This is a genomic window from Pseudoselenomonas ruminis (assembly GCF_008271295.1).
GTDB lineage: Bacteria > Bacillota > Negativicutes > Selenomonadales > Selenomonadaceae > Selenomonas_A > Selenomonas_A ruminis.
The window spans coordinates 152,005-173,169 of the sequence record NZ_VTOY01000003.1; the positions used below are offsets into that span (position 1 = coordinate 152,005).

The 21,165-nt window shown below is 50.2% G+C and carries 20 protein-coding genes, 1 other RNA gene and 1 riboswitch; of the genes, 20 read left to right on the forward strand and 1 reads right to left on the reverse strand.

What is annotated here, in order from left to right; all coding sequences use genetic code 11:
- Positions 1-58: 58 nt before the first annotated feature.
- From FZ040_RS06180 to FZ040_RS06215, 8 genes are all read left to right on the forward strand, one after another.
- Positions 59-532, forward strand: a complete 474-nt coding sequence (locus FZ040_RS06180; RefSeq protein ID WP_149171207.1) for a S1 domain-containing RNA-binding protein — start codon at positions 59-61, stop codon at positions 530-532.
- Between the two features lie 87 nt (positions 533-619).
- Positions 620-2,020, forward strand: coding sequence for a tRNA lysidine(34) synthetase TilS (gene tilS / locus FZ040_RS06185; protein WP_149171208.1), 1,401 nt, complete (start codon positions 620-622; stop codon positions 2,018-2,020).
- Positions 2,017-2,562, forward strand: a complete 546-nt coding sequence (gene hpt / locus FZ040_RS06190; protein ID WP_033169849.1) for a hypoxanthine phosphoribosyltransferase — start codon at positions 2,017-2,019, stop codon at positions 2,560-2,562. Before tilS ends, hpt begins: the two co-directional genes overlap by 4 nt.
- A 63-nt stretch (positions 2,563-2,625) precedes the next feature.
- The gene (gene ftsH / locus FZ040_RS06195; protein WP_149171209.1) at positions 2,626-4,659 is read left to right on the forward strand and encodes an ATP-dependent zinc metalloprotease FtsH; all 2,034 of its coding nucleotides are present in this window, start codon (positions 2,626-2,628) and stop codon (positions 4,657-4,659) included.
- 100 nt (positions 4,660-4,759) lie between these two features.
- Entirely contained in the window at positions 4,760-5,740 is a 981-nt protein-coding gene (locus tag FZ040_RS06200) for a biotin--[acetyl-CoA-carboxylase] ligase (protein ID WP_149171210.1), read from the forward strand.
- A gap of 46 nt (positions 5,741-5,786) precedes the next feature.
- Positions 5,787-6,602 (forward strand): type III pantothenate kinase, encoded by an 816-nt coding sequence (locus FZ040_RS06205; RefSeq protein ID WP_149171211.1) that lies wholly within the window; start codon positions 5,787-5,789, stop codon positions 6,600-6,602.
- 2 nt (positions 6,603-6,604) lie between these two features.
- Positions 6,605-7,561, forward strand: coding sequence for a tRNA dihydrouridine synthase DusB (dusB, locus tag FZ040_RS06210; protein WP_149171287.1), 957 nt, complete (start codon positions 6,605-6,607; stop codon positions 7,559-7,561).
- Positions 7,562-7,597: 36 nt separating this feature from the next.
- Entirely contained in the window at positions 7,598-8,983 is a 1,386-nt protein-coding gene (locus FZ040_RS06215) for an aminopeptidase (RefSeq protein ID WP_149171212.1), read from the forward strand.
- A 61-nt stretch (positions 8,984-9,044) separates the two neighbouring features.
- On the opposite strand, the gene deoD is transcribed toward FZ040_RS06215, so the two are convergent.
- On the reverse strand, positions 9,045-9,755 hold the full coding sequence (gene deoD, locus FZ040_RS06220; protein WP_074514377.1) for a purine-nucleoside phosphorylase: 711 nt from the start codon (positions 9,753-9,755) through the stop codon (positions 9,045-9,047).
- A 195-nt stretch (positions 9,756-9,950) separates the two neighbouring features.
- Between deoD and rnpB the strand changes: the two genes are divergently transcribed.
- From rnpB to fliE, 12 genes are all read left to right on the forward strand, one after another.
- Positions 9,951-10,308, forward strand: an RNA gene (rnpB, locus tag FZ040_RS06225) — RNase P RNA component class A.
- 168 nt (positions 10,309-10,476) lie between these two features.
- A riboswitch (cyclic di-AMP (ydaO/yuaA leader) is annotated at positions 10,477-10,624 on the forward strand.
- 18 nt (positions 10,625-10,642) lie between these two features.
- Positions 10,643-11,293 (forward strand): C40 family peptidase, encoded by a 651-nt coding sequence (locus FZ040_RS06230; protein ID WP_173662983.1) that lies wholly within the window; start codon positions 10,643-10,645, stop codon positions 11,291-11,293.
- 289 nt (positions 11,294-11,582) lie between these two features.
- Entirely contained in the window at positions 11,583-11,945 is a 363-nt protein-coding gene (folB, locus tag FZ040_RS06235) for a dihydroneopterin aldolase (protein WP_033169856.1), read from the forward strand.
- 167 nt (positions 11,946-12,112) lie between these two features.
- The gene (gene dprA / locus FZ040_RS06240) at positions 12,113-13,210 is read left to right on the forward strand and encodes a DNA-processing protein DprA (protein ID WP_149171213.1); all 1,098 of its coding nucleotides are present in this window, start codon (positions 12,113-12,115) and stop codon (positions 13,208-13,210) included.
- A complete protein-coding gene (topA, locus tag FZ040_RS06245) occupies positions 13,173-15,455 on the forward strand; it encodes a type I DNA topoisomerase (protein ID WP_149171214.1) in 2,283 nt (760 codons plus the stop codon). Before dprA ends, topA begins: the two co-directional genes overlap by 38 nt.
- Positions 15,452-16,786, forward strand: coding sequence for a methylenetetrahydrofolate--tRNA-(uracil(54)-C(5))-methyltransferase (FADH(2)-oxidizing) TrmFO (trmFO, locus tag FZ040_RS06250; RefSeq protein ID WP_149171215.1), 1,335 nt, complete (start codon positions 15,452-15,454; stop codon positions 16,784-16,786). The genes topA and trmFO overlap by 4 nt, the downstream gene beginning before the upstream one ends.
- A gap of 4 nt (positions 16,787-16,790) precedes the next feature.
- Positions 16,791-17,333, forward strand: coding sequence for an ATP-dependent protease subunit HslV (gene hslV / locus FZ040_RS06255; RefSeq protein ID WP_149171216.1), 543 nt, complete (start codon positions 16,791-16,793; stop codon positions 17,331-17,333).
- Entirely contained in the window at positions 17,333-18,724 is a 1,392-nt protein-coding gene (gene hslU / locus FZ040_RS06260) for an ATP-dependent protease ATPase subunit HslU (RefSeq protein WP_149171217.1), read from the forward strand. Before hslV ends, hslU begins: the two co-directional genes overlap by 1 nt.
- A gap of 208 nt (positions 18,725-18,932) precedes the next feature.
- Positions 18,933-19,709: a GTP-sensing pleiotropic transcriptional regulator CodY gene (codY, locus tag FZ040_RS06265; RefSeq protein ID WP_033169862.1), complete on the forward strand. Its 777-nt coding sequence runs from the start codon at positions 18,933-18,935 to the stop codon at positions 19,707-19,709.
- Positions 19,710-19,898: 189 nt separating this feature from the next.
- Entirely contained in the window at positions 19,899-20,321 is a 423-nt protein-coding gene (gene flgB / locus FZ040_RS06270; RefSeq protein ID WP_149171218.1) for a flagellar basal body rod protein FlgB, read from the forward strand.
- Positions 20,322-20,346: 25 nt separating this feature from the next.
- Entirely contained in the window at positions 20,347-20,796 is a 450-nt protein-coding gene (gene flgC / locus FZ040_RS06275) for a flagellar basal body rod protein FlgC (RefSeq protein ID WP_074514390.1), read from the forward strand.
- A gap of 40 nt (positions 20,797-20,836) precedes the next feature.
- Positions 20,837-21,139 carry a flagellar hook-basal body complex protein FliE gene (gene fliE, locus FZ040_RS06280; protein WP_149171219.1) on the forward strand — a complete coding sequence of 101 codons (303 nt, stop codon included), beginning with the start codon at positions 20,837-20,839 and terminating at the stop codon, positions 21,137-21,139.
- Positions 21,140-21,165 lie beyond the last annotated feature (26 nt).

Here is a 21,165-nt window from a genome sequence, read left to right on the forward strand (position 1 = left end):
ATGGTCAAGGTTATAATAATTCGTGTATTCTTTACTACATTAAGGAGGAAGAATTAATTTGTCCATTGAAGTTGGCAGTGTGGTCGAGGGTGTCGTAACCGGCATCACAAATTTTGGCGCATTCATTGAATTGCCGGAAGGCAAGAATGGTCTTGTCCACATTTCAGAAGTCGCAGATGTTTATGTAAAAGATGTCCATGACTTCCTCACAGAAAAAGATAAGGTTAAAGTCAAGGTATTGACGATTGATGAAAAAGGCAAGATTGCGCTTTCCATCAAGCAGCTCCAGGAGAAGAAGCCGGAGGAACATGTTGGTAAACCACATGCTGCTGCTGCGAGTGATTCTTCCGCCCGTCCATTGCGCCCGCGTGCGCCACGTGATTTCCGGAAACCGAATCGGTTTAACAATTCCAATGCATCGTTTGAGGACAAGCTTTCCCGCTTCCTCAAAGACAGTGACGAGCGTCTGACGGATTTGCGCCGTAAGACGGATTCGAAACGCGGAGGACGTGGCTCCCGTCGTTCGGACTAATCGTACGACAGTACATTGGTGATTTCAAAGCACTCTGCATAAGGGTGCTTTTGTTCGTTTTGTTGCAGAAAGCTTGGTGATAGGGTTATGATGGAAAAGGTAGAAACGTTCTGCCGGCAGCATGACCTGTTGCCGAAGGGGGCCGGAATCCTCGTGGCCTGTTCGGGCGGACCGGATTCTTTGGCGCTGCTTATGCTGTTGTGGCAGCTGCGCGGACGGTACCGGCTTCGGGTGGCTGCCGCTCATTTTGAGCATGGCATCCGTGGTGCGGAATCCAAGGAGGACGCGGCTTTTGTGCAGTCCTTTTGCCAGCAGCACGGCATCCCTTTCCGGATGGGAAGCGGAGATGTGCCGGCTTATGCAGCGGAAAACGGGCTCTCGCTGGAAACGGCGGCCCGGAAGCTTAGGTATGCGTTCTTGGAAAATGCCCGGCGGGAATTGTCGCTGGATTTTTTAGCGGTAGCGCATCATGCGGATGACCAGGCAGAAACAGTGCTCATGCGCATTTTGCGGGGGACGGGAACGGATGGCCTGGCTGCCATGCGTCCGAAAAGTGGCACGGCTGGTCATATCCTGCGCCCCTTTTTGGGCGTAACCAAACAGGAAATTCGTCAGTGGTGTGCGCGTATGCATTTGTTACCGCGGGAGGACAGTACGAACCAGCAGGAAGACTGCACGCGCAATTTATTGCGGCTGCGAACCCTGCCCGCCTTGCGGCACGCGTATAATCCGGAACTGTCGAAGGCGTTATGCCAGCTGGCAGATATTGCCGCTGCGGAAAGCGATTATATTGAGTCCCGGGTGGATGCCATTTGGAAACATCCTTTGGTTGAGCTCGCGGATGACGTTGCGCTTTTTACCGGACCTTTTGCGCAATTGCCACTGGCTTTGCAACGCGGTGTTGTCCGGCGGTTCTGGCACTGTCTTACGGGCAGCAGCTGTGATTTGAGCTTTGTACAGGCAGAAGACGTGCGCAGGCTATGCTTGGAAAACCGGACGGGAAGCCGTTTGGAACTGCCGGGGGGCTGGCGGCTGCGCCTTGCCTACGGGCGGCTAAGCGGCCAGCCAGGTATTTTAGACGGCCAGGCTGAGACTTTGCCGGCGGTACCGCTTCAAATACCTGGCAGGACCGTTTGGGGAAATTACTGCTGTGAGGCTAGTTGGCTGGAGGCACTGCCGGCTGCTACTGGTCCATGGGAATATTACTTTTATCCTGAGGAGTTTTCGGAGCCGTTGGTCATCCGCCAGCGGCAGGCGGGCGATGTGATTCAATTGGCAGGCGGGCGCAAGAAACTCAAGCGGCTGCTGATTGACGACAAGATTCCCCAGGAGGAGCGCGGCCGGCTGCCGCTTATCGCAGCAGGTCACGAAATATTATGGGTTGTGGGCCATCGGCGCAGTACCTTGTGTCCGGTGGATAATCATACAACAGCTAAGAAGAAATTCTTATATCTCAAGATTCAAAGAAGAGAGGAACATTTATCATGATGAACGACGATATCGAGAAGGTAGTATATTCGGAGGAGACGCTTCAGGCTAAAATTGCGGAGCTTGGCCGTCAGATTACGGAAGACTATAAGGATGTCAAAGAGGAGATTTTCTGCGTAGGCATTCTTAAAGGTGCTGTTATGTTCTATACGGACCTTGTTCGTCAGATTGATTTGCCGGTTCATTTTGACTTCATGATTGCTTCAAGCTATGGAAATGGCACGTCTACCAGCGGTACGGTTAAAATTTTAAAAGATCTTGACTATGATGTAGAAGGAAAACACCTCATCATTATTGAAGATATAATAGACTCGGGTACGACCATGAATTATCTTATGAAGTATTTCAAAGAGCGCAAACCGAAAAGCGTCAAACTTTGTTCGCTGCTTTCGAAGCCGTCCCGCCGCGTGGTGGATGTCAATATTGACTACTGCGGTTTTGAAGTACCGGATGAATTCCTGGTTGGCTATGGCTTAGATTACGCAGAGGTATATCGCAACCTGCCGTACATCGGTGTTTTGAAGCCGGAGATTTACGCCTGAGTATGCCAAACAAATAAATCCGCAGGAGCCTTTTAAAAGCTTCCGGAAAGGGAGGGCAATGGATTGAATAAGTTTCTACGAAATGTAGGGTTCTACCTGTTGATTATCCTGGTCGCAATTTCCATTATCGACTATTTTTCAACAAAGAACACAACCAAGCAGGAAATCGAGTATACGCAGTTCCTGCAGCAGGTGGATAACGGTGAAGTATCAAAGGTCGTAATCATCCAGAATACGATCCGTGGAAAGCTTTCCGATGGTACGGAGTTCACGACCATCACACCGGATGCCCCGAATAATGACCCGCAGCTCTATCAGAAGCTCAGCAGCAAGAATGTTGAGATTGCCGCTGAGAATCCGCCGGAGCCGCCATGGTGGTCGACGATGTTCTCGTCGGTTCTGCCGATTCTCCTGCTGGTGGGTGTATGGTTCTTTATCATGCAGCAGACCCAGGGGGGCGGCGGCCGCGTCATGTCCTTTGGCAAGAGCCGTGCCCGTATGAGCGGAGCGGACAAAATCAAGGTGAACTTCAAGGATGTTGCTGGTGCTGATGAGGCGAAACAGGAACTTGAGGAAGTTGTCGAGTTCCTCAAACATCCGAAAAAGTACAATGACCTTGGCGCCCGCATTCCAAAAGGTGTGCTGCTCTTTGGCCCTCCGGGTACTGGTAAGACTTTGCTGGCGCGTGCTGTCGCTGGTGAGGCTGGTGTTCCGTTCTTCTCGATTTCCGGTTCGGATTTCGTAGAGATGTTTGTCGGTGTTGGTGCATCCCGTGTTCGTGATCTCTTTGATCAGGCGAAGAAAAATGCACCGTGTATCGTGTTCATCGATGAGATTGATGCAGTCGGCCGTCAGCGTGGTGCTGGCGTCGGCGGCGGCCACGATGAGCGCGAACAGACGCTGAATCAGCTGCTTGTCGAGATGGATGGTTTTGCTGCTAATGAAGGCATTATCATCATCGCGGCAACGAACCGTCCGGACATTCTTGATCCGGCACTGCTGCGCCCGGGCCGTTTCGACCGCCAGATTGTTGTCGATAAGCCGGATGTACGCGGCCGTCTGGCTATTCTCAAGGTTCATACCAAGGGGAAACCAGTAGCGGAGGATGCCGATCTTGATATCCTTGCCCGCCGTACGCCGGGCTTTACTGGCGCAGACCTCAGCAACCTGGTCAATGAGGCAGCACTCTTGGCTGCCCGCCGGGATAAGAAAAAGATTTTCATGCAGGAACTCGAAGAAGCCATTGAGCGTGTAATGGCAGGTCCAGAGCGCAAATCGCACATCATGAACGATGAAGAGAAGCGCCTGACGGCATATCACGAGGGTGGTCATACGCTCGTGGGCATGATGCTCAAGCATGCGGATCCGGTACATAAGGTTACCATCATTCCGCGTGGCCGCGCTGGCGGTTATACGCTGATGCTTCCGAAGGAAGACCGCAATTATGCAACCAAATCCGAACTCCTCGACCGTCTCAAGGTAGCTATGGGCGGCCGGGTGGCAGAGGAAATCGTGCTGAAGGAAATCAGTACGGGAGCCTCGCAGGATATCCAGCAGGCAACCCGTATGGTACGCGGTATGGTCATGCAATACGGCATGAGCGATGTCCTCGGTCCGGTGGCTTATGGCGAGAGCCAGAATCATCAGGTATTCCTGGGCAGAGATATCAATCATGAGCGCAACTACTCAGAAGAAGTTGCCAGTGAGATTGATAAAGAAGTCCGTAAATATCTGGAAGAAGCCTATGAGGCCTGCCGTGAAATTATCACGGAAAACCGCGACAAGCTCGAGCTTATCGCACAGGCACTTATGGAGCGTGAGACGCTGACGGCTAAACAGCTTGAAGAATTGCTGACAACTGGCAAGCTGGCCGATGACGAAGAAAAAAATACAACGGATTCCTTGAACTTTGAAAAGAAGAAAGACGATTGGTCCTTCTTTGACCCGGCACCAGTCGGGGAAAACGAGCAGCAGGACGATACGGATGCTGCCAGTAAGGAAAAGGAAGACGAGAATGACGCGGCAGAGGAAAAAACGGACGCGGAGAAAGAAGACAAAGCGGAACCAAAATTCAATGTCACGCATTACGACCGCTGAGGCGGATAAGGAAAAGACCTTCTGTAACAGAAGGTCTTTTTTAATGGTTCTTTTCGTTGTATAATGAACAGGTGTGAAATAGAGCAAAGGAGGATTTCCATTGCGTACTGAGATTCTTGATATTTTGCGCCGTGCCGGCGAGCAGTATATTTCCGGGGAAGAAATGGCAAACCGCCTCGGCGTATCCCGGACGGCAATATGGAAACATATCCGTGAACTGCGTGAGGAAGGATATGATATCATAAGCCATTCGCGAAGCGGGTATTCGCTTCGTGAGGCACCGGACAGGCTGCTTCCCGGAGAAATCCGGCATGGCCTTAAGACGCGCTGTATCGGGCGGGACATTCACTTTAAAGAAACGCTGGGCTCCACCAATACCTGGGCCAAACAGCTGGCGGCTGATGGAGCTCTCGATGGCACCATTGTCGTGACCGAGCAGCAGACTGGTGGCAAAGGGCGGCTGGAGCGCCAATTCTTTTCGCCAGCAGGCAAGGGAATCTGGTTTTCGGTTATCCTGCGTCCGCCGTTTATGCCGCAGGAAGCACCAAAGTGCACGCTGATGGCGGCGGTGGCTGTGGCAATGGCGATGGAGAAATTCGGCCTTGAAGCGGGCATAAAATGGCCGAACGATATTCTCTTTGAAAATAAGAAATTGGTGGGAATCTTGACGGAAATGAGTGCGGAAATGGACCGCATCAATTATGTCGTCATTGGAACGGGCATCAATGTAAATATCCTGCCAGAGGATTTCCCTGAAGATATACGGGATAAAGCGACATCGCTTCAGCTGGTCAATCATGGCGAAAAGGTTCCAAGGGTGAAATTTTTCCAGACCATGCTCGAAGCGATGGATAAGCTCTACGATGAGGTCCTGGCCAGAGGGTTTGCACCAGTTATGGATGCATGGCGGAAGTATTCAGTCACTTTGGGCCAGGAAGTCCGCGTAATCGGTGTCCGCGATGGCGAGGAATACGTGGGAACAGCGGTCGACATCGATGAAGATGGAGCACTGCTCGTTGATGCGGAGGACGGATGTCACCGCGTGCTGGCAGGCGATGTCTCCATCCGGCCAAGAAAGTAAGAGAAAACCATGCGGATAGTTCTGCATGATTAGAGGAGGAACCCTTTTGTTATTAGTTTTTGATATTGGCAACAGCAATATTGTCATGGGAACCTATGAAGGCAAGAAGCTGGTCAAACACTGGCGAATTTCGACAGACCGCCAGAAAACCGGTGACGAGTACGGTATGCTCATGAATGATTTGTTTAATTATCAGGGCATCCGCATGACGGATATCCATGCGATCATCATTTCGTCGGTTGTACCGCCGCTGGTCGTTCCTATGGTGAAAATGTGTGAGCGCTATTTCCATATCCGTCCGCTGGTCGTAGGCCCGGGAATCAAAACTGGCATCAAACTGCACTATGAAAATCCGCGGGCAATTGGTGCCGACCGAATTGTTAATGTCGTCGGTGCTTATGAACAGTACGGCGGACCGCTGATTGTCATCGATATCGGTACGGCAACTACGTTTGATGTCGTCGGCGATGAGGGGGATTTCCTCGGCGGCGTCATCGCACCGGGAATCGGAACCAGTGCCGATGCGTTATTCCAGCGGGCGGCACAGCTTCCGCGCATTGAGCTGGTACCGCCTAAACAGATTATTTGCCGCAATACCATTCAAGGCATGCAGGCCGGTATCATCTTTGGCTACGTCGGCCAGATTGACGAGATTGTGCGGCGCATCAAGGGGGAATATGGCAAGGAAATGAAGGTTATTGCCACCGGCGGCCTTTCGCGCATGATTGCCAAAGAGTCCTCTACGATCGATAAGGTAGACCATTTCCTGACGCTTACGGGACTGCAGGCGCTTTATGAGCGCAACGCCGACCGCCGGGAAGGGCGCAATGCGGACCATCTGCAGAGGGAGACGGAAGCATGAGCATGAATATCGGAACTTTCCATTTTGAAGTGCCGGTATTTCTGGCTCCTATGGCGGGCGTGACGGACACGGCATACCGCATTATTGCGCATGATATGGGGTGCCCGCTTTGCTATGCTGAAATGGTCAGCAGCCAGGGGATTCATTTCCGCAATGAGCGCACGCTGGAGATGCTGAAGACGGAAGTGGCAGAACGGCCGATTGCTATGCAGATTTTTGCCAACACGCCGGAGATGGCGGCTGAGGCAGCGAAATACGTTGAAGATTTGGGGACAGCAGACATTCTCGATTTCAATATGGGGTGTCCGGCTCCTAAGATTGTCAAAAATGGCGAGGGTTCGGCATTGATGCGCGAACCGCAGAAGGCGTTTGCGATTTTGTCCGCTATCCGCAAAGCTATCAAGATGCCGTTTACTGTCAAGATGCGCAAGGGCTGGGACGAAGAACATGTCAATGTCCTTGAAATGGCAAAGCTTGCCGAGGAGGCAGGTGTTGATGCGATTGCGGTCCATGGCCGGACCCGTGAACAGTTCTATCGTGATAACGCGGATTGGGAGATAATTGCCAAGGTAAAGCAAAGTGTCAAGATTCCCGTTATTGCCAATGGTGATGTACGCAGCTGCAATGACCTTAAAAAAATTCTGGCCGTTACGGGGGCAGATGGGGTTATGATCGGCCGGGCAGCGCAGGGCAATCCCTGGATATTTAAACAGCTCACGCATTACTGGAAAACAGGCGAGATGCTCTTAGGGCCGACGATGAAGGAACGGGCGGAAGTGATTATCCGCCACTTGGACCTGTTGTTGAAGTACAAGGGAGACTATGTCGGGCCGCGCGAGATGCGCAAGCATGCTACCTGGTATACGCGGGGAATAACCCATGGAGCCGTGCTGCGGGATAGATTCAATAAAGCTGAATCGCGGCAGGATTTTTTAGATATCATTGAAGAATTCTTTTAACGATGTTCCCCAAGCGGGGATAAGAGGAGTAATAGTATGGCAGAAGAAAAAAAATCCGTTTGGAGCCAGTATAGTGATGAGGAAAAACAGGAACTCGAGAAGCTCAATGCGGGCTATCGTGAATTTTTGAGCAAATGCAAGACTGAGCGCGAAAGCGTAACGGAGGCTGTCAAGCAGGCTGAGGCTGCCGGTTATCGTGACCTTATGGACGTGGTAAAAAAAGGCGAAAAGCTTTCGGCTGGCGATAAGGTATATGCCGTCAATATGAAGAAGGCACTGGTTCTTTTTAATCTTGGTGAAGAGCCGCTGGAGCAGGGAATGAACATCCTTGGCGCTCATATCGATACCTGCCGGCTGGATGTGAAGCAAAATCCGCTCTATGAGGATGGCGGATTGGCTTATCTCGATACCCATTATTACGGCGGCATAAAGAAATACCAGTGGGTTACCCAGCCGTTGGCGCTTCATGGCGTAGTAGCTAAGAAAGATGGCCGCGTCATCGAGATTTGCATCGGTGAGGACGAGTCGGACCCGGTATTCTGTGTTACGGACCTTTTGATTCACCTTTCGCAGGAGCAGATGAAAAAAAATGCTGCCAAAGTCGTAGAAGGGGAGGATTTGGATATCCTCGTTGGCAATTATCCGCTGAAAAAGGACGATAAGGAATCAGTAAAAGCAGGTGTCCTGAAGCTTATTAAAGATAAGTACGATATCGAGGAAGAGGACTTCCGTTCCGCAGAATTGGCGCTGGTTCCGGCTGGGAAAGCGCGTGAGCTTGGCTTTGACCGCAGCATGACGTTGGCGTATGGCCAGGACGACCGCGTTTGTGCGTATACATCGCTGGTGGCAATGCTGGCTACAGGCAGAATGCGCCGCACCGCCTGCTGCCTGCTGGTCGATAAGGAAGAAATTGGCAGTGTGGGGGCAACAGGCATGCAGTCCCGTTTCTTTGAAAATGTTGTGGCCGAACTGCTGAATGCCTGCGGCTCTTATAGCGATCTCACGTTGCGCCGCACGCTGGCAAATTGCAAAATGCTCTCCTCGGATGTTTCGAGTGCGTATGATGCTTTGTATGCCAGTGCGTACGATAAGAAGAATGTTTCCTATCTTGGCAAGGGCATGGTGTTCAATAAGTTCACAGGCGCCCGCGGCAAATCGGGTTCCAACGATGCCAATGCAGAATATCTGGCTGAACTTCGCCGGATTATGGATGACAACAACGTTCATTATCAGCTGGCTGAGCTGGGCAAGGTCGATTTGGGCGGCGGTGGAACCATTGCCTACATCATGAGCTTGTATGGAATGCAGGTAATTGACAGTGGCGTTGGTGTCATGAGCATGCACGCTCCTTGGGAAGCAACCAGCAAGGTGGATGTGTACGAGGCCTGCAAAGGCTATACGGCGTTTTTGCAGAACGCCTGATACAAAAAGAACCGCTATTCGCATGGCGAATAGCGGTTCTTTTTGTATAAATCCGGATGGATTAGTCTTCGATTGCCGTTTCGAGGGCAATTTTTATCATGTCGTTGAAGGAAGTCTGACGTTCTTCCGCCGAGCAAGCCTCACCCGTCAGCAGATGGTCGCTGACCGTGAAGAGAGCAAGAGCCTGAACGTGAGCTTCAGCAGCCAGCGTGTAGAGGGCAGCTGCTTCCATTTCAACAGCCAGGATGCCGTATTTGCGGAGCTTTTCGTTGTCGATTTCATCATCGTAGAAGCGGTCTACGGAAATGATGTTGCCGACCGTTGCATGCAGATTCAGCTTCTTCGTGTTTTCCACAGCCTTCGAGAGAAGGTCAAAATCTGCCAGCGGTGCATAGTTGATGGAGCCGCCAAAGATGTTCTTAATGATCGAAGAATCCGTGCTGGCGCCCTGCGCAATCAGTACGTCGCGCAGTTTGACATCCGGGTGCATACCACCGCAGGTACCGACGCGGAACAGTTTCTTGACACCAAACGAATGGATGAGTTCGTGGGTGTAGATGGAGATGGACGGAATGCCCATGCCAGTTCCCTGAACCGAAACAGGAACACCTTTGTAGGTACCGGTGAAACCGAGGATATTGCGGACGGAGGTATATTGTTTTGGGTTGTCGAGGAAATTCTCCGCAATGAATTTTGCACGAAGCGGGTCGCCCGGCAGCAGGATGCGCTCTGCGATATCGCCTTTTTCAGCGCCAATATGAGGTGTAGCCATGATGTTTTCCTTCTTTCTCAAAATCAATTCTGAAAAGTTAAAACTTATAGGACAATTATAAAAAAAAATAAGAAATAAGAAAAGGGCAAATGTCCTTAATTTATTAGAAAACAATTAAAATTATAGTCGAAAGAGCAGATTAGTACCTGGTTTGACAAAGACGTGCTAATTGTGCTATAATATGCAACGTTGATATAAGTTGTCAAGACAATCGCGGCTGCCTCTTGAAGGCAGATGAGGAAAGTCCGGGCTCCACAGGGCAGTGTGCTGGATAACGTCCAGCGAGGGTGACCTTAGGGATAGTGCCATAGAGATTTAGACCGCCTGACTTGTCAGGTAAGGGTGGAAAGGTGCGGTAAGAGCGCACCAGCAGTCAGGTGACTGGCTGGCTTGGGTAAACCCCACACGGAGCAAGACCAAATAGGGAAGGGATGATGCGGCCCGCGGAACCTTCCGGGTTGAGTCGCTTGAGCCGGCAGGCAACTGCCGTGCCTAGATAAATGATTGTCACCGCGCAAGCGGAACAAAACTCGGCTTATTGATTGCTTATAGCAACGTAAGATGAATATTGTGGCTGTCAGCGATGGCAGCCAATTTTCATGTCTGGCAGCTTTCTGAAAAGAAGCTGAAAAAATAAGCCAGATTAAGACTAACTGAGAAAAACATTAGTAACAAGAAGGAATAATGCGGTTTTTGCCGTATTATATAAATTGGGTCCTTACATAAGAATAAGCCGAATCCAGCCCAGGAGCGGGGGAACCAGATATTTTGGGGCGAACGTCAGACTCATGGCAGCATGATACTGAAGCGGGTGGTCTTCTCTACCCGAGCCCGGCAGCTAACCTCGTAGGCGAATAGAGAGAGGAGTTGGCTTTTTGAGTAAAGCAATGCGTGTATTTGCGCTATCCATGATCCTTATGTGCTGGTTTTCCGTATGTGGTGCTTCGGCATTCCGCGTGGGTGATCAGGGCACCGATGTAGCAGAGATTCAGGGACAATTGGTCCGTCTCGGCTACGATGTATCAGCTGATGGTGACTTCGGTCCGGCCACGGCTGAAGCTGTAAAGGCATTCCAGAGTTCGCACGGTATGAATGCAGATGGACAGGTCGGTTCTACGACCTACACGGCACTGCTCGGCAAGACGATGCCGGCAGTATCGCATGGTTCCAACTACATCAAGCGTACAGTCATCGATGAGTCGATGCAGTATCTTGGCGTTCCGTACGTATTCGGTGGCACGACCCCGAATGGTTTTGACTGCTCTGGCTACGTTCAGTATGTCTTTGCACATGCTGGCATTTCTCTGCCGCGCACGGCTGATGTCCAGTATGAGGCTGGTTCGTATGTTTCTGACAGCGAACTCATGCCAGGTGACCTGGTATTCTTCTCGACGTATGAGCCGGGTGCATCCCACGTCGGCATCTACCTTGGTGACCGCAAGTTCATCAATGCGTCGTCCAGCCGCGGTGTCAGTGTAGCGTCGCTGGATAGCTCTTACTGGGGCTCCTGCTACATCGGCGCTCGCCGGGTAATGTAATTATGACCAGTTTTTTGGGAGAGGCATAGACCTCTCCAATTTTTTTATTGATTTTGTGTCGGAGGTGCCGGATGGGCGATTTATTTTTGCTTTTATTGATTTTTTTGATGGTCGCGTATGCATTTTGGGATGAGCTTTTTACCCAATAACATAGAAATATTCGGAAATATTCAGGAAACAGGCAGGATTTTTGCCAAGGGTCACGAAATAAGGTAACCAGAAGCAATGAGGATTTTTGTGAGTTGCAAGATGTAAAAAATGGTATCATTTGAAATGAGGAGTGACTACGATGGCAAAGGTTAGAATCCACAATATGATGTTCTATGGCTTCCATGGTGTTTATGAGTATGAGCGCGAGCAGGGCCAAAAATTTTATGTCGACATCGAGATTGAGACAAAAGACGACCGCATGGCGGAAACCGATGATGTCAAAGACGGTGTTGACCCGGCTGCTATTTATGATATCGTCAAGGACGTAACAGAGAATAAACGCTTCCAGATGTTAGGAGCATTGTCGGCACATATCGGGGATAAGCTGTTGGCAAAATATCCGCATTTCCGTACGGTGACGGCACGGATTCGCAAACCGTCTGTTCCTATTTCTGGTCCTATCGATTATGTTGAAGTCGAAACAACTCGCGTTCAGGGATAAAACGAATCTGTTGGGCCATCAGCCGAATATTGGCTGATGGCCTTTTATACTGTTTACATTTCGATACAACTACTTAAAATTTTTATGAAATTGTTGGGGAAAGTGTTGCATTCAACATAAATTTTCGTTAAGATAAACAAATGTATAGGTCTAAGGATGGCGATAAAATGAAATCCGAGGATAACTATTATCTGGCAGCATTGGCCCGCTGCCGCGGCTTGGGAAGCCGGAATATACAAAAACTGCTCAGCCGGTTTGCATCGGCGGCCGCGATTTGGCAGGCATCTTTGGAGGCACTTAGTGCCGTGGGGAAAATGTCTTTTGTACAGGCGCAGAATTTGGCGGTTTTCCGCAAGGAAAATCCGGACTTGCCCGAACAGCTGGCGGAGCAATGCCAACGATTAGGGATAAGCCTTTGTACTATAACGCAGGAAAGCTACCCTAATATATTGAAGGAAATCTTTGATCCGCCCGTGGTTCTCTACTACCGTGGAATTTTACAGCCGGAAGCAGCAAGAGTGGCTATGGTTGGAGCCAGGCGCTTTACACCCTATGGTGAAGGAATTGCTTTGGAATTTGGAAAGCAATTGGCAGCGGCTGGCCTGACAATCGTCAGCGGTGCTGCCCGGGGGATTGATACAGCATCGCACAAGGGAGCGATGAAGTCTGGCCGGACGGTAGCGGTACTGGGATGCGGCGTGGATGTGGCCTACCCCGCGGAGAACAAGCGGCTTTTGCGTGAGATACCGGAAAGAGGCGGTGTAGTCCTGTCGGAATATGGCCCGGGGACAAAGCCGCTGCCGGTTTTCTTCCCTGCCCGGAACCGTATAATAAGCGGTTTGTCACAGGGAACGCTCGTGGTAGAAGCGGCCCGGCATTCCGGTTCACTGATTACGGCTGAACTTTCTCTTTCGGAGGGCCGGGATGTGTTTGCCATTCCGGGCAGCATTTACTCTGCGACCAGTCAGGGCTGTAATCATTTGATTCAACAGGGGGCCAAACTGGTACAGGAACCAGCGGACATTCTCATGGAATATGGATTGTCCGCACCACCGAAACAAAAGGCAAGACGTCAGTTTACGCCGGAGGAACGGCAGATTTGGCAGGTTTTGTCTTTTGAACATCCGTTGACTATCGATGAGATTTTCGATAGCCTGCCCAACGGAGAAATGTCGAATCTGGCTTTTCTGCTCCTGCAAATGGAGCTTAAAGGCATTGTTATAGAGAATGAGCTGCACGCGTACAGGCGTGCTGAGAGGGAGTGATGGTTTGACTGCAGCAGCAACGAAAACCAAGACAAAAGCAAAGACAAAAACTAAAGCCAAGGTCAAGAAGACACTGGTCATCGTAGAGTCACCAGCTAAGGCAAAGACGATTGAAAAATATCTGGGCCGCAAGTATATGGTTCGGGCTTCGATGGGACATCTGCGCGATTTGCCGAAGAGTCAGTTTGGCATAGATGTAGAGAATGATTTTGAGCCAAAGTACATAAATATCCGTGGCAAAGGCGACCTCATCAAGGCACTGAAGAAGGATGCCAAGAACGCCGATAAAGTATATCTCGCAAGCGACCCTGACCGCGAGGGAGAGGCCATTGCCTGGCATCTGTCGTATATTTTGGGGTTGGATCCCGAGGCAGACTGCCGCATTGTATTCAATGAGATTACGAAGCCGGCCATACAGGATGCCGTAAAGCATCCGCGGGCTATCAATATCGATCAGGTGGATGCACAGCAGGCAAGGCGTATGCTGGACCGCATTGTTGGCTACAAGCTCTCGCCGCTTCTGTGGCGCAAGGTTCGCAAAGGACTGTCAGCAGGGCGCGTGCAGTCGGTTACGGTAAAACTCATCTGTGACCGTGAAAAGGAAATCCAGGCCTTTGATTCGGTGGAATACTGGACGGTCGGCTTGAAACTGCGCAAGGAAAAATCGGCGATGTTCGATGCAGAACTCACGCAGGTGGATGGCAAGAAGCTGGACCTCCATAACGAGCGGGAAACGAAGGAACTTCTCATCGACTTCCACAAACAGGAACTAAAAGTTGATGCCGTGAAGAAAAGTGAGCGGCGCCGTAAGCCATCGGCGCCGTTTACGACGAGTTCCCTGCAGCAGGATGCAGCCCGTAAGCTTGGCTTTACTTCGCGTAAGACAATGATGCTGGCACAGCAGCTTTACGAAGGAATTGAATTGGGCCGCCATGGGGCAACCGGTCTTATCACCTATATGCGTACGGATTCAACCCGCCTTTCGGATTTGGCCCAGAATGATGCCCGTGCCTTTATCAGCGAACAGTTTGGCGAGGCGTATGTTCCCAAAAAAACAAATGTTTATGCAGCTGGGAAAAAGGCACAGGATGCACATGAGGCAATCCGTCCGACAAACGTTACGCTGACGCCGGAAGCGATTGAGAAATTCCTCAATAAAGATCAGCTCAAATTATATACGCTGATTTGGCAGCGCTTTACGGCAAGCCAGATGACGGCTGCTGTTTATGATACGATGAGTATTTCCATCAAGGCAGGAGAACGTTATACGGTCCGCGCAGCAGGCTCTAAACTGAAGTTTGCTGGTTTCACGGCCGTCTATGCTGGTGCCGACTCTACCAAAAAGGAAAAAGACGTTGTGCTGCCGGAACTGGCGGAAGGCGATGTATTGAATACGGCCAAAACGCTGCCGCAGCAGCATTTTACCGAACCGCCGCCGCGGTATAATGACGCGTCTTTGGTAAAGACGCTGGAAGAAAAAGAAATCGGACGGCCGAGTACCTATGCGCCAATCATCGAAACGATTCAGGCGCGCGGCTATGTACAGCGCATCGATAAGCATTTCCAGCCTACGGAACTGGGTTTTGTTGTGGTGGACATGCTCGAAGAGTATTTTAAAAACATCGTTGATGTGAAGTTTACGGCGAATCTGGAAAATGAGCTCGATGAAATCGCCGAGGGAAAAGTTGAGAAGAATAATCTTCTGCGGGAATTTTATGGCCCCTTTGAGACGACGCTGGAAAAAGCAGACGAAGCCATTGGCCATGTTGAACTTCCGGTGGAAGTGTCGGATGTAAAATGTGAACTCTGCGGGCGTATGATGGTGGTAAAACAAGGCCGGTTCGGCAAGTTCCTGGCCTGCCCGGGATTCCCGGAATGCCGCAATACCAAACCATTGCTGGTGGATACGGGCGTCAAGTGTCCGAAATGCGGCGGCTCGATTGTAGAGCGCAAGACGCGCCGCGGCCGGAATTTTTACGGTTGCAAGAATTATCCGGAATGTGATTATACGACCTGGGATCAGCCGCAGAAGGAGACCTGTCCGAAATGCGGGGCATTTATGCTGAAACACCATTATAAAAATGGGCGGGCACTGCTTTACTGCAGCAACGATGCTTGTGAGACGCGCATCGACCATCCCATCAATAAGGAATTGGATAAGATGCGCCAGCGGGCAGAGGCGAAAAAAGCCCGTGATGCGGAGAAGGCAGCAAAGGCTGCGAAAGAGGAAAAGAAGAAGGAATGAAAAAAGTTATCATCATAGGAGCTGGCTTGGCTGGCTCCGAGGCTGCCTGGCAGGCAGCGCAGTTTGGCGCTGAGGTCACCCTCTATGAGATGCGCCCGGTCAAATCGACTCCAGCCCATAAGACGGCAGGTTTTGCGGAACTTGTTTGCAGCAATTCCCTGCGCGGGGCAGGTCTTGAGAATGCCGTAGGTGTCCTCAAGGAAGAAATGCGCCGGTTGAATTCAATTATCATGGAGGCGGCGGATGCTACCAAGGTTCCCGCAGGGGGCGCTTTGGCGGTTGACCGTCATGGCTTCAGTGACTACGTGACCAAAAAGGTTTCGGAGCATCCGCGGATTACCGTAATCCATGAAGAACTGGAGGAAATCCCGCTGGCGGATGATGCCATAACCATTGTGGCCAGCGGACCGTTGACGGACGGGAAACTGGCCGAAGATGTGGCGGCCCGCACGGGAAATGATTCCCTGTATTTCTACGATGCTGCTGCGCCGATTGTCAGCATCGATTCGGTAGATATGAGCAAAGCATACCGTGCTTCCCGCTATGGAAAGGGCGAGGCGGCTTATATCAACTGCCCGATGACGAAGGAAGAATACGAGTCGTTCTGGACAGAGCTGGTAAATGCGGAAAAAGCTCCAACGAAGGATTTCGAGAAGGAGAAATTTTTTGAGGGCTGTATGCCGGTTGAAGTTATGGCCAGCCGCGGGAAAGACACCCTGCTTTATGGACCGCTCAAACCGGTAGGTTTGGAACATCCGGAAACGGGAGTCCGGCCGCATGCTGTGGTTCAGCTCCGGCAGGATAATGCCAGTGCGACGCTTTACAATATCGTTGGTTTCCAGACGCATTTAAAATGGCCGGAGCAGCGCCGGGTTTTTGGCATGATTCCGGGCCTTGAGCATGCGGAATTCCTGCGCTATGGCGTCATGCATCGCAATACGTTTTTGAATTCACCGAAACACATGCGTCCAACCCTCCAGCTTCGCGGAGAAGATTCCCTGCTCTTTGCGGGTCAGATGACAGGTGTTGAGGGGTATATTGAGTCGGCATCATCCGGTCTTATTGCCGGTGTTAATGCGGCACGGCTGGCGATGGGGAAAGAGCCGCTGGTATTCCCAGAAGAAAGCTGCCATGGTGCCTTGTGCCATTACATAACGACTAGTGAAGCCAAGCACTTCCAGCCGATGAATGTCAATTTTGGCATTTTGCCGGATATTGATATGCGCAATGAAAATGGCAAATACATTAAGGATAAAAAGCTCAAAAAACAGCGTCTGGCAGAGCGGGCACTGAATGCAATTGAAATGTTTAAGGATAAGATTGGAGAGTAATGCCATGGAAACACAATTTCATGCAACGACAATCTGTGCGGTTCGTAAAGATGGCAAGACGGCCATCGCTGGTGATGGACAGGTTACCTTTGGGGAACACACTATCATGAAGGCTAATGCGCGCAAGGTACGCCGTCTTTATCACAACAAGATTTTGGCTGGTTTTGCCGGTTCCGTAGCAGATGCGTTTACGCTGTTTGAGAAATTTGAGGCAAAACTGGAGTCTTATAACGGCAATTTGCAGCGCGCGGCTGTAGAGCTGGCAAAGGAATGGCGGACGGATAAAGTGCTCCGCAAATTGGAAGCTTTGCTGCTGGTAGCTGACCAGGATACGATGCTGATGCTGTCCGGCAATGGCGAAGTCATTGAGCCGGACGGCGATGTAGCGGCGATTGGGTCTGGTGGTTTTTATGCGTTGTCTGCTGGCCGGGCAATGGTAAAACACACGGACATGAGTGCGGGTGAAATTGCCAAGGAAGCATTGACAATTGCGGCTGATATCTGTGTCTACACGAATCACAATATCAAGGTGGAGGAACTGGACTAATGACAGAAATTGGTGTAAATGAACAGACTCCGCGCCAAATCGTGGAAGAGCTGAATAAATACATTGTCGGACAGGACGAGGCGAAGCGTTCAGTAGCGATTGCCCTGCGCAACCGCTGGCGCAGCCGGCAGCTGGCTGCGGACATGAAGGAAGAAGTCATTCCGAAGAACATTTTGATGATTGGTTCTACGGGCGTCGGCAAGACGGAGATAGCACGCCGCCTGGCTAAATTGGTCCGGGCACCGTTCATCAAGGTCGAAGCTACCAAATTTACGGAGGTTGGCTATGTTGGCCGCGACGTCGAATCGATGATTCGTGACTTGGCAGAGACGGCGGTACGCATGGTTCGCCAGCAGCGCATTGAAGAAGTTCAGGAAAAGGCAACCGAACTGGCCGAAGAACGGATTCTTGATGTGTTTGTGCCAGAACAAAAAAAATCGCAGAATCCGCTGGGACGCCTTTTCGGTGTAGAGGAAGAGTCACAGGAAGAGCCGCAACCCGAACCCAAATATCAGGCGGGAAGAGAATGGGTTCGCAAGCGTTTGGAAAATGGAGAACTCGAACAGGAAATCATCGAGATTGATGTCGAAGAGTCCGGCAAGCCGATGGTTGGCATGTTTGCTGGTTCAAGCCTTGAGGGCATGGGCGACAACCTCCAGGATATGATTGGCAATCTGATGCCGAAGCGTCATAAAAAGCGCAAGGTGACGGTCGAGCAGGCAAGGAAGATTTTTACGCAGGAAGAAGCCAACCGCCTGATTGATATGGAAGCAGTTGCCGATGAAGCGATAAAGGTTGCGGAACATAGCGGTATCGTATTCCTCGATGAGATTGATAAGGTAGCCGTTAAGGGGAATTCCTCGGGAGCAGATGTATCCCGTGAGGGTGTTCAGCGGGATATTCTGCCCATCGTCGAAGGTTCTACCGTTATGACTAAATACGGTCCGCTGAAGACCGACCATGTGCTGTTTATCGCTGCGGGTGCATTTCACATGGCAAAGCCGTCGGATCTTATCCCGGAGCTTCAGGGCCGTTTCCCTATCCGCGTGGAACTTAAATCCCTGCGCAAGGAAGACTTTGAAAAGATTCTTACGGAACCTCGCAATGCGTTGCTCAAGCAGTATGAGGCGCTCCTCGAAACGGAGGGCGTGCAGCTTTCCTTTGCGGACGATGCGATTTCCCGCTTAGCGCAATTGGCTTGTGATGTCAATGAACAGGCAGAGGATATCGGCGCTCGCCGCCTGCACACGCTGCTGGAAAAACTATTGGAAGAAATTAGTTTTTCAGCACCGGAGCTGGAAGAAAAACAAGTGGTTATTGATGCTGAGTATGTGGATAAGCAGCTGGCGGATATCGTAGTAAACCGTGACCTGTCGCAATTTATTTTGTAAAGGTTATTCGTGTCACAGCAAATTAAGGGCCTGAGTCTCAGGTCCTTAGTTTATTACGTAAGAAAATATTTCGAAAATTTAATTAAAAATATTGTTCAGCATCTATGATTATTTTGAAAAATGTGATAAAATAACCTTAATCATGTGATGGGATTATTTATCGAACTGATATTGTGTATCGGAATATTTTGAAAAGGAGAAAATCTAAATGGCATCATTACTTGAAAAAACAAGAAAAATCAACCGTCTGCTCCAGCGTTCGGAAAATGTTGAATACGATGGCATTTCCCGTGTACTCAGCAATGTACTGGGGGCTAATGTCTATATCACCAACCGCAAGGGAAAGATTTTTGGCTATGCCTTCGTCGATGATTTCGAGTGCGATTTGATGGTCGACAAGGTCATCAACCAGGGAGAATTTCCGAAGCATTATGTGAATTGGCTTATCCGCATGGATGAGACCAATGCAAATCTCCGCTCTAAGACGGGCATGTGTGCCTACGAAGAAAATACGAAATGCATGTTCAATGGCAAGAACACGACGATTGTCCCGATTTATGGCGTGGGCGAGCGGATCGGTACGCTGATCGTGGCAAAATACGATGAAGAATTTACCGATGATGATTTGCTCCTTTGCGAGTATGGCGCTACGGTTGTTGGTATGGAAATGCTTCGCGACCATGCGGAGAAGATTGAGATTGAGGCACGAAAGAAAGCTACGGTTCAGATTGCCCTCAATACGCTTTCTTTCTCTGAGCGCAAGGCTGCGATTGCAATTCTTTCGGCGCTGCAGGATACAGAAGGCTACCTTGTTGCCTCGAAGATTGCCGATAAGGTACGGATTACGCGCTCGGTTATTGTCAATGCGTTGCGCAAATTCGAATCGGCAGGCGTGATTACTTCCAAATCCCTGGGCATGAAGGGCACGTATATAAAAGTACTCAATGAATATCTCCTCGACGAGGTTCAGAAATTGAAGGATTGAGGTCTTTCGAAGTGATGGCTGGTACAAAAATGTATCAGCCTTTTTCTTTTTGGCAAAAAAAGAGAGAGGGTACTTCTAAAAAGAAGAAAAAAATGATAAAATTTGAAGGAGTTGCAGTGGTTATGTAGAAAATAAATAAAAGATAACTATGAACGGGTGCTGAAATCCGAGAGAGGATGTGATTCTGGAATGCTGGAACAAATCATGAATTCGCCGAACTTCGACTATCTGGGCCGCGGTCTTCAGGCTGCAAATTTGCGCCACGAAGTCATTAGTAACAATATCGCTAATGTCAATACGCCGAACTTTAAAAGGAGTGCGGTTAATTTTGAAGACTTGCTGGCAAAAGAAATGCATCTGGGAGACAGCAGCAGACGCGTGCAGATGGTACGCACGCATGACCGTCATCTGCCAATGGCAATGACAGGCAAGGTACATGCTGTAATCGAAGAGGATGGCACGACGACAATGCGTGTGGACAACAATAACGTTGATATCGATATTGAAATGGCAAGCCTGGCCAAGAATCAGCTTTATTACAACGCCATGTCCACCGAGCTTGGGAGCTTCATGACGAAGATGAAGAATGTAATCACCAGTGGTCAGAGCTGATGATGGGAGATAGAGGAGAAACTTTATGAGCATGTTTTTGGGAATCGATGCAGCAGCATCGGGACTTACAGCCGAGCGCCTTCGTATGGATGTTATTTCCAATAATATTGCGAATGCCAATACCACAAGGACTCAGGAAGGCGGTGCATATCACCGCCGTTATGTGGTTTTTGAGCCGCGTGCGAAGTCAGGAAACAGTTTTTCCAGTTTTTTGCAGCGTTCGGTCAATAAACTCGAAGCAGGCGATGGCGTCCGCGCCGTCAGCATTGGCACGGATGATACGCAGGGGCCGCTGGTGTATGACCCGGGACATCCGGATGCCAATGCCCAGGGGTATGTGGAACGGCCAAATGTCAATATTGTGGCCGAAATGGTCGATATGATTACTGCTTCGCGTGCTTACGAAGCCAATACGACGACTATCAATGCTGCTAAGTCCATGGTAACGAAAGCATTAGAGATGGGCAGCAAATAAGCAAAATTCTTAAGATATCGGCTTTTGAAAGGATAGAGCTATGGAGATACAAGCATTGCAGATGACACCGGTGTCGATGCACGCCGACAGTCATTTAGGGGAGACCCAGCCAAAAGAAGAAGTAAAGGGCTTTGGTGAGTATCTGAAGGATGCTTTAAAGAAGACGAATGAACTCCAGCTGGATTCGGACCGGCAGAATGCGCTGCTGGCAGCCGGACAGATTGATGATGTTGCACAAGTGGTCATCGCCAGCCAGAAGGCTGACATCGCCCTGCAGCTCACCCTTCAGCTTCGGAATCGTGCAATTTCGGCTTATCAGGAAATCATGCGGATGCAGGTATAATTTTTATAGCACTTTTAGCAGATAAA

Excerpts from the sequence above, each read along its gene's own strand:
- tilS (WP_149171208.1), top strand. The coding sequence starts at position 620 with ATGATGGAAAAGGTAGAAACGTTCTGCCGGCAGCATGACCTGTTGCCG.
- hpt (WP_033169849.1), top strand. The coding sequence starts at position 2,017 with ATGATGAACGACGATATCGAGAAGGTAGTATATTCGGAGGAGACGCTT.
- dusB (WP_149171287.1), top strand. The coding sequence starts at position 6,605 with ATGAATATCGGAACTTTCCATTTTGAAGTGCCGGTATTTCTGGCTCCT.
- FZ040_RS06215 (WP_149171212.1), top strand. The coding sequence starts at position 7,598 with ATGGCAGAAGAAAAAAAATCCGTTTGGAGCCAGTATAGTGATGAGGAA.
- deoD (WP_074514377.1), bottom strand. The coding sequence starts at position 9,755 with ATGGCTACACCTCATATTGGCGCTGAAAAAGGCGATATCGCAGAGCGC.
- FZ040_RS06230 (WP_173662983.1), top strand. The coding sequence starts at position 10,643 with ATGCGTGTATTTGCGCTATCCATGATCCTTATGTGCTGGTTTTCCGTA.
- folB (WP_033169856.1), top strand. The coding sequence starts at position 11,583 with ATGGCAAAGGTTAGAATCCACAATATGATGTTCTATGGCTTCCATGGT.
- dprA (WP_149171213.1), top strand. The coding sequence starts at position 12,113 with ATGAAATCCGAGGATAACTATTATCTGGCAGCATTGGCCCGCTGCCGC.
- topA (WP_149171214.1), top strand. The coding sequence starts at position 13,173 with ATGAGCTGCACGCGTACAGGCGTGCTGAGAGGGAGTGATGGTTTGACT.
- trmFO (WP_149171215.1), top strand. The coding sequence starts at position 15,452 with ATGAAAAAAGTTATCATCATAGGAGCTGGCTTGGCTGGCTCCGAGGCT.
- hslV (WP_149171216.1), top strand. The coding sequence starts at position 16,791 with ATGGAAACACAATTTCATGCAACGACAATCTGTGCGGTTCGTAAAGAT.
- hslU (WP_149171217.1), top strand. The coding sequence starts at position 17,333 with ATGACAGAAATTGGTGTAAATGAACAGACTCCGCGCCAAATCGTGGAA.
- codY (WP_033169862.1), top strand. The coding sequence starts at position 18,933 with ATGGCATCATTACTTGAAAAAACAAGAAAAATCAACCGTCTGCTCCAG.
- flgB (WP_149171218.1), top strand. The coding sequence starts at position 19,899 with ATGCTGGAACAAATCATGAATTCGCCGAACTTCGACTATCTGGGCCGC.
- flgC (WP_074514390.1), top strand. The coding sequence starts at position 20,347 with ATGAGCATGTTTTTGGGAATCGATGCAGCAGCATCGGGACTTACAGCC.
- fliE (WP_149171219.1), top strand. The coding sequence starts at position 20,837 with ATGGAGATACAAGCATTGCAGATGACACCGGTGTCGATGCACGCCGAC.